The sequence below is a fragment of the Anaerocolumna jejuensis DSM 15929 genome (genome assembly GCF_900142215.1).
Taxonomy (GTDB): Bacteria; Bacillota; Clostridia; order Lachnospirales; family Lachnospiraceae; genus Anaerocolumna; species Anaerocolumna jejuensis.
Window position 1 is genome coordinate 1 of the sequence record NZ_FRAC01000060.1, and the last position, 6,001, is coordinate 6,001.

8 protein-coding genes are annotated in these 6,001 nt (G+C 38.7%); all 8 read right to left on the minus strand.

All coding sequences use genetic code 11. From position 1 onward, the window contains the following. Window positions 1-183 (minus strand): hypothetical protein (locus BUB77_RS28770; RefSeq protein ID WP_139241357.1); only part of this gene is annotated, 183 nt, incomplete at its 3' end. A 202-nt stretch (window positions 184-385) separates the two neighbouring features. Beyond that, window positions 386-679 carry a hypothetical protein gene (locus BUB77_RS28775; RefSeq protein WP_073280606.1) on the minus strand — a complete coding sequence of 98 codons (294 nt, stop codon included), beginning with the start codon at window positions 677-679 and terminating at the stop codon, window positions 386-388. Between the two features lie 31 nt (window positions 680-710). After that, window positions 711-1,799, minus strand: a complete 1,089-nt coding sequence (locus BUB77_RS30770; protein ID WP_073280607.1) for an RHS repeat domain-containing protein — start codon at window positions 1,797-1,799, stop codon at window positions 711-713. Next, the gene (locus BUB77_RS28785) at window positions 1,727-2,779 is read right to left on the minus strand and encodes an RHS repeat domain-containing protein (RefSeq protein ID WP_073280608.1); all 1,053 of its coding nucleotides are present in this window, start codon (window positions 2,777-2,779) and stop codon (window positions 1,727-1,729) included. Before BUB77_RS28785 ends, BUB77_RS30770 begins: the two co-directional genes overlap by 73 nt. A 678-nt stretch (window positions 2,780-3,457) precedes the next feature. After that, a complete protein-coding gene (locus BUB77_RS28795; RefSeq protein WP_073280609.1) occupies window positions 3,458-4,057 on the minus strand; it encodes a hypothetical protein in 600 nt (199 codons plus the stop codon). Between the two features lie 3 nt (window positions 4,058-4,060). Then, complete coding sequence (locus tag BUB77_RS28800; protein ID WP_073280610.1) at window positions 4,061-4,390, minus strand: hypothetical protein; 330 nt, start codon at window positions 4,388-4,390, stop codon at window positions 4,061-4,063. Window positions 4,391-4,489: 99 nt separating this feature from the next. Continuing rightward, window positions 4,490-5,131 carry a DUF4303 domain-containing protein gene (locus BUB77_RS28805; RefSeq protein ID WP_073280611.1) on the minus strand — a complete coding sequence of 214 codons (642 nt, stop codon included), beginning with the start codon at window positions 5,129-5,131 and terminating at the stop codon, window positions 4,490-4,492. Between the two features lie 57 nt (window positions 5,132-5,188). Then, the coding region (locus BUB77_RS30775) for an RHS repeat-associated core domain-containing protein (RefSeq protein WP_207650880.1) at window positions 5,189-6,001 on the minus strand (813 nt) is incomplete at its 5' end.

Here is a 6,001-nt window from a genome sequence, read left to right on the forward strand (position 1 = left end):
CCTCTCCCCTTGGGTACGGGAGGTGATACTGCCTAAGATGGTATAGGTAAAGCTTACTTCCCGATTGTTGTCTTTCGCTTTTAACACGCCATCGTAGCCATCATATGTCAGGGCAATCTGGTTTCCATCGGATAGATATGCCCTTACCATCCGGTTCAGGGAATCATACTGATAAGTTTCCATAGCTCCCAACGGATTCATTTCACTGATGCAGTTTCCTCTGCTGTAATACGCATGCAGCCTTTTTGTTGTCAGCAGCCCGTTTCATGGTCTGCATGTAGTTCTTTATAAACTGAACCTTATTCAAATCAACTAAATCAAAATATGATGGCCCCCCTATTCCATCATATGGTTATAATACAATCCTGTTCCTACAGTCTCATTTCTACCTCAAATCAGATTCATGTATAATACCGTTTAAGTCAATAAGGCAACACCATTTTACCTGTTGCCAATTAGGCAAGTTGCTTAAATCTTGCTTAATAGCTATACCTTCAGCAATAAGGTTATCAATTTCCCCAGTATCAGAAATATCATCAGAATAAATACTGACTGGCATCCCTTCATAAAAAGTAATTATGTTCCCCGTAGAATCAATTTTTGTGTCATCTTTTGATAGTAATACTATATTATGATCAAGCATTTCATTGAAATCAACATAAATTCGTGCTTTATCCATTTCTTAAACCTCACTTTAATTTATATTAAATTCAGCAACCTCTTAACTCTTTAGGCACCGGATTTTTTTGTGTTGGAGTAAACAGATCTTCTGCCTGCTGTGCTGTTAATCCATCTACGGTTGCATGATTTGCCATCATTGTTCCATTAGTAGAATTCAATTTGCCATCCAAGGTAATTGTCCCACCTGCCTTTTCTATCGCTCCAACTGTAGCTACTCCAACTTGATTATGTTGATAAACTTGAGCCAGTTCTGCAAGTCCAGCACCAGAACTAGCTTGAGTAGATATACCACTTAACTTACCTAATGCATCTTGAACAACGCCACTACCATTTATAAAACTGGCAGAGGAGCATTGTCCCCCTCTAACAACTATATCAATATCTTTTAAAATTTCATGTAATCCAAAGGGATCAATCCAACTATTCGGGTTATGAACATATCCATACGAAGTTGGATTATTTCCATATAATCCTATCGGGTCTTGCTGTGTATACTGCCCTATTTCAGGGTCATAATATCGAAAATGATTGTAATACAAGCCACTGCTCAAATCATGATACTGCCCCTGATACCGGAATGGAATAAAGCCATCTTCGCCCACAAAAACTGTCGACCTTCCATACTTATCTTTCAGCCCGTCTTTTACTCTTCCATAGATATCCAGTTCTCTTTCCCAGACTTTCTTTCCTTCTTCATCATAGGCTTCCACTGGAGTTCCCAGATAATCACTGATGATACTGTAAGTATCCTCTTCTGTGAGTTTTGCTCTTGGGATGAAATCACCTTGGAATACCCAGGTAATCAGACCATTTGGCGGTTCGCTTCCTTTCTCCGCTTCCGCTCTGGCTTTTTGGTCCGCCTTATCCTCTATCTTTAGAAGATAATCCGCTTTCTCTCCTGCTCTCTCCCGGAGTTTTCTCTTCCCTTCTTCTCCAACCTCCCATTCATGCAGAAGGGTATTGCCTGACCATAAGAACCGGATAACGTTTTTGTATTGATGTGTTTTCTGTTCACAGGATTCCTCCGCATAAAGTGACTGGTTCTTCACCTTTTCCACACAGGAATCCTGTTTATCCCTGCCTGGCCTTTTGAGCCAGCCATCACCAGCCTTTTCCATGAGTCCTCTTCCGGAGGCACTCCGGCTTCTGCTTTTGAAAAGGATTGCTCACTTCCCTCTATGCTGACTGCTTTTTCAATTCGTCTGCCAAAGGGGTCATATTGGAAGTATACTCCACTTCGGTCTGGTTTCACAACCTTTTTCAGCATTCCATTTCCATAATAAGCATAGAACCATTGCTCTCCATTTGCTTCTGTCTTTTTCGTCAGATTCCCTTCTTCATCATAGAAGAACCTCGTGCCGGCCGGAGCCTTTTTCTCTTCCTGCCTGCCAGGCTGATCGTGATTTCTTTGACTCATATGGCTGATTCCGGACTGCTCTAAGCGGCTTCCGGCTCCATAGATACGGTCGCTTCGATCCTTTCTTTCATACAGATTTCCTACCTCATCCGTATTCCGGAACAGCTCCTCAAACTGGTTTGTTTTTGATCCCGCTAAATGACCGAAGGAATCATAGGAATAGATCACACTGCCTCCAGCCAGTTCATTCGTGACCCGCTTTAGCTGCGCATTAATTCCCCATTCATATCGGTGTCTGCGAAATCCCCTCTCACCTCCTGCAGGATATTCCTGCAGTCCAACTGTGTGATAAATGGGCCTGCCAATCTGGTCATATTCAAATTGGCTGCATACATTTCCGGAAACCAGACGTCTTGTTTCCTGTCCCAATGAGTTGTAGTCCATTTGTGCCGTCCATTGCCTCTTATTATTTCGGCAAGCAGCAAGCTCAATGATCTGTCCCATTTCATTTCGTTCCATACGAATATCGGCACCAAAGCGGCTGGTTATTCGGGTACAGCTCCCTGACTCATCGTATTCCTTGGCTGCCCAGTCATAATCCTGCCACTCTCTGATAATCTGCCCGGTCTTGTCCCTCTCCAGTCTCAGTTTCACATGCTGGTTTTCTGCTTCTGCCAGATCACCGTTTTTATTATAAGCAAAAGCATCAAAGCTTTGGTCATGGTAATCTGTACGAACCACCTGACCAATCTTGTCATACTGATACCTAGTATACCGTCCTCCTGGGCGGCAGATTTTTGTAATTAGGCCGGAATAATCCCGCTCATAAGCATATGTTTGACCGCCATATTGAATTTCCTTCGTAATATTTCCCTTCTCATCCCGGTCAAACTGCCAGATCTCCCCTTTTTCATTGGTGACGGAAACAAGCTGTTCTTCACTATTATAATCATATCGGATGGTCCTCTCCCCTTGGGTACGGGAGGTGATACTGCCTAAGATGGTATAGGTAAAGCTTACCTCCCATGTTATTTCTTTATTCAGATAATCTGATATCTGAATAAAGCCCCCCTGTGTTAATATGATATTTATCTTGCGATATTATAATCGTATTAACTCTAGGAGGCTTTCCCATGTCCTAAGTTACGTTTATGCTTACTTTTAATCTTTTTCTATCGATACTGGGCACATTAAAATTATAGATTTCATCCTCACATGGGTCATTAAAACCGTTAAATTCATTAACTTTGACAAGCGAGAATAAGAATCCATAGTTTGGATTAGAATAGTCTATTATTTTTCGGAAGATTTTATCCTATAGATTTAAATCAATATACAGAGGGTTGCCAGTTCTCCGTTAATAATTTCTTCATAAGGAAAGGTTACGGTCTTCTTCTTTAAATCTATTTTTTATTATTCTCACTTTAAGTCTTCGATTGTTGTATCCCCACCGACAAATTTAGCTCTATCGTGACACATAAAACAGCCATTTTTACCATTATAGTTTCGGATGGCATTTGGAAGTGCAATTATTCCACTTTCTGCCTTAGTCTTTATTTCTGGTTTTCCTTCTGGATTCGTATAATACCAATGTACTCTATATCCTGATTTTCGAAGAATAGAATAAACCTTATTTTTCCATTTCTTATCTTCTTCATCTTCTGAATCATACGAGTCTGCAATTCGACCATATTGCAAGTGTTGAGGTTCATATATATCAGGATGTGAGCGTAAAAATTGCATTTGGCCTCTGGCCACCTTAACAAAATGATAATAATCACCATATTTTGTGTATCTTTTACTTAATTCTTTCTTGCTTACAAGATCAAAATTAACAATTGAAAATGCAAAACCTGGTGAATTCGCTGTACTCTCAAATAGCCTGGCATCTATATCTGATTCTGTAGAAGGAATTGTAGATAAAAAAACTATTTTTGGATTGAACTCTCTTATTCTCTGGCAAAATAATCTTTCATCTTCAATTGTCATAAAAAACTCTAATTGACGCACTTTTTCCATATTTTATCTGCAAATCACTTGCCCTTTCTGTGCATTATTACCCTCAACTTTTAAGTCTCCAGATTGAGGTACATCTCCTTTTCTTACAGTAATTACCTTCGAACCTGGATCATCTGCCTGTATGCGGTTGGCATTTACCCATTCTCGTTCAATCATTCCTGTATTCTTTCCATTGCTAATAAAGTTTCCTTTATCAACTGTATTAATTTGAACAATTTCTCCATTTGGAGACCTAAATGTTAAATCCGCATAAGAACCACCTTTGGTGCTTCCTGGAATAGGATTAGAAGGCCTAATATAAGTTTCTTTTACCTGTTTTCCTAATTTCGTCAAACCTCCCCTATATGATAATATGTAGGATTATCATGCATAAATAAACTTTTAATGTAACTGGAACAACTCCTCTAATCGAATTGAATACCATCTGTTGTTCTAATCAAAATGTAACTCGATGCCTTCCTCATTGATATACCCTGCTTCTTTTATAAATTCTTTATATTTTTTTTCTGAGTTTAGTATTTCAGCAGAATATTTTTCAATTACTGGAGCCCTGTCATCATCTGTCATAGTAATAAAATATGTTATTTCTCCTAAATCATCTTGTAAAACTCCAGATTTAATTAATTCCTGTAAAGCAGAGGTGATTGTTTCAAAAAATAAAACTTCATATCCTGACTTCTCTTCAGTATTTAAGGATTCTTGTTTTTTATAAAGCTGCTCTGAAATTTTATTCAATGCACTATTGTTCCCGTCTGAATACCCCCACTCATCAGGATACCATTTTGTTGTCTCTGGGGAAGCATTTCTGAACTCTTCAATTTCATCAATAGACATAGAGCTTCCGAATTCTTTTATAAAAGCTTCCTTATCACCAAATTCTGCATCAATATCCGCATCCTTCTTTTTCAAATATTCATAAGTATTTACTCCTAGCCATAAAGTAATACAATCACTATCCGTTACAAATGCAACTGCATAAATTTTTTCCTTTCCCACCTTTAGTTTAATTTGAGAAAATTCCTGTTTCACTGCTTCTTGAATGTTTTTGTTTAGCTCATTAAAAAAATTTTGCATTTTTCTCCTTCCACACACTTTAGCGTATTAATCCATAAATTTAAAATAAAAATATGTTTATTTACAATTACCAAATACCTTTTGTCCCGTTTCCTGAAGCTTTTCCTTCATCATTGCTTGGGCTTGTTCATGAGATATACTTCCTTCTGCCACTTTCTTAAGTATGTCATCTTGTGCTTCACTCAAAGCTATATTTACTTTTTTAGCATTCACTATAGTATGAGTTCCATTTCCGTTAGAAGCCCACATTAAGTTTGAGGAGTCATTTATCTCAATGTCAAAATTGCCCAATATTTCCCGGCTTTTTTTAATGATTCCCCTCATTATTGGACTATTCTTAAATTCTCCTTTAAAAACAATATGGTGCCCATGAGGATTAGTTAAACCTTGTGGTTGCTCTACTCCCAAATTTCTTAGAACATCAGACCAATTTGTCAAACCAAATGGATCAAGCCACCCGTTCGGATCCCCCACATACCCATAAATCGTTGGATTTCCACCAGCCAATCCTACGGGATCTTGCTGCGTATACTGCCCAATCTCTGGATTGTAATAGCGGAACCGGTTATAATATAACCCTGTTTCAACATCTTCATACTGCCCCTGATACCGGAATGGAATAAAGCCATCTTCGCCCACAAAATCTGTCGACCTTCCATACTTATCTTTCAGTCTAGTTTTTACTCTTCCATAGATATCCAGTTCTCTTTCCCAGACCTTCTTTCCTTCTTCATCATAGGCTTCCACAGGAGTTCCCAGATAATCACTGATGATACTGTAAGCATCATTTTTTGTGAGTTTGGCCCTTGGTATGAAATCATCCTGGAATACCCAGGTAATCAGGCCATTTGGCGGTTCGCTTCCTTTCAC

What these genes read in the sequence shown, in the direction of transcription:
- BUB77_RS28775 (WP_073280606.1), bottom strand. Translation starts at nt 679, where the DNA reads ATGGATAAAGCACGAATTTATGTTGATTTCAATGAAATGCTTGATCAT.
- BUB77_RS30770 (WP_073280607.1), bottom strand. Translation starts at nt 1,799, where the DNA reads ATGGAAAAGGCTGGTGATGGCTGGCTCAAAAGGCCAGGCAGGGATAAA.
- BUB77_RS28795 (WP_073280609.1), bottom strand. Translation starts at nt 4,057, where the DNA reads ATGGAAAAAGTGCGTCAATTAGAGTTTTTTATGACAATTGAAGATGAA.
- BUB77_RS28805 (WP_073280611.1), bottom strand. Translation starts at nt 5,131, where the DNA reads ATGCAAAATTTTTTTAATGAGCTAAACAAAAACATTCAAGAAGCAGTG.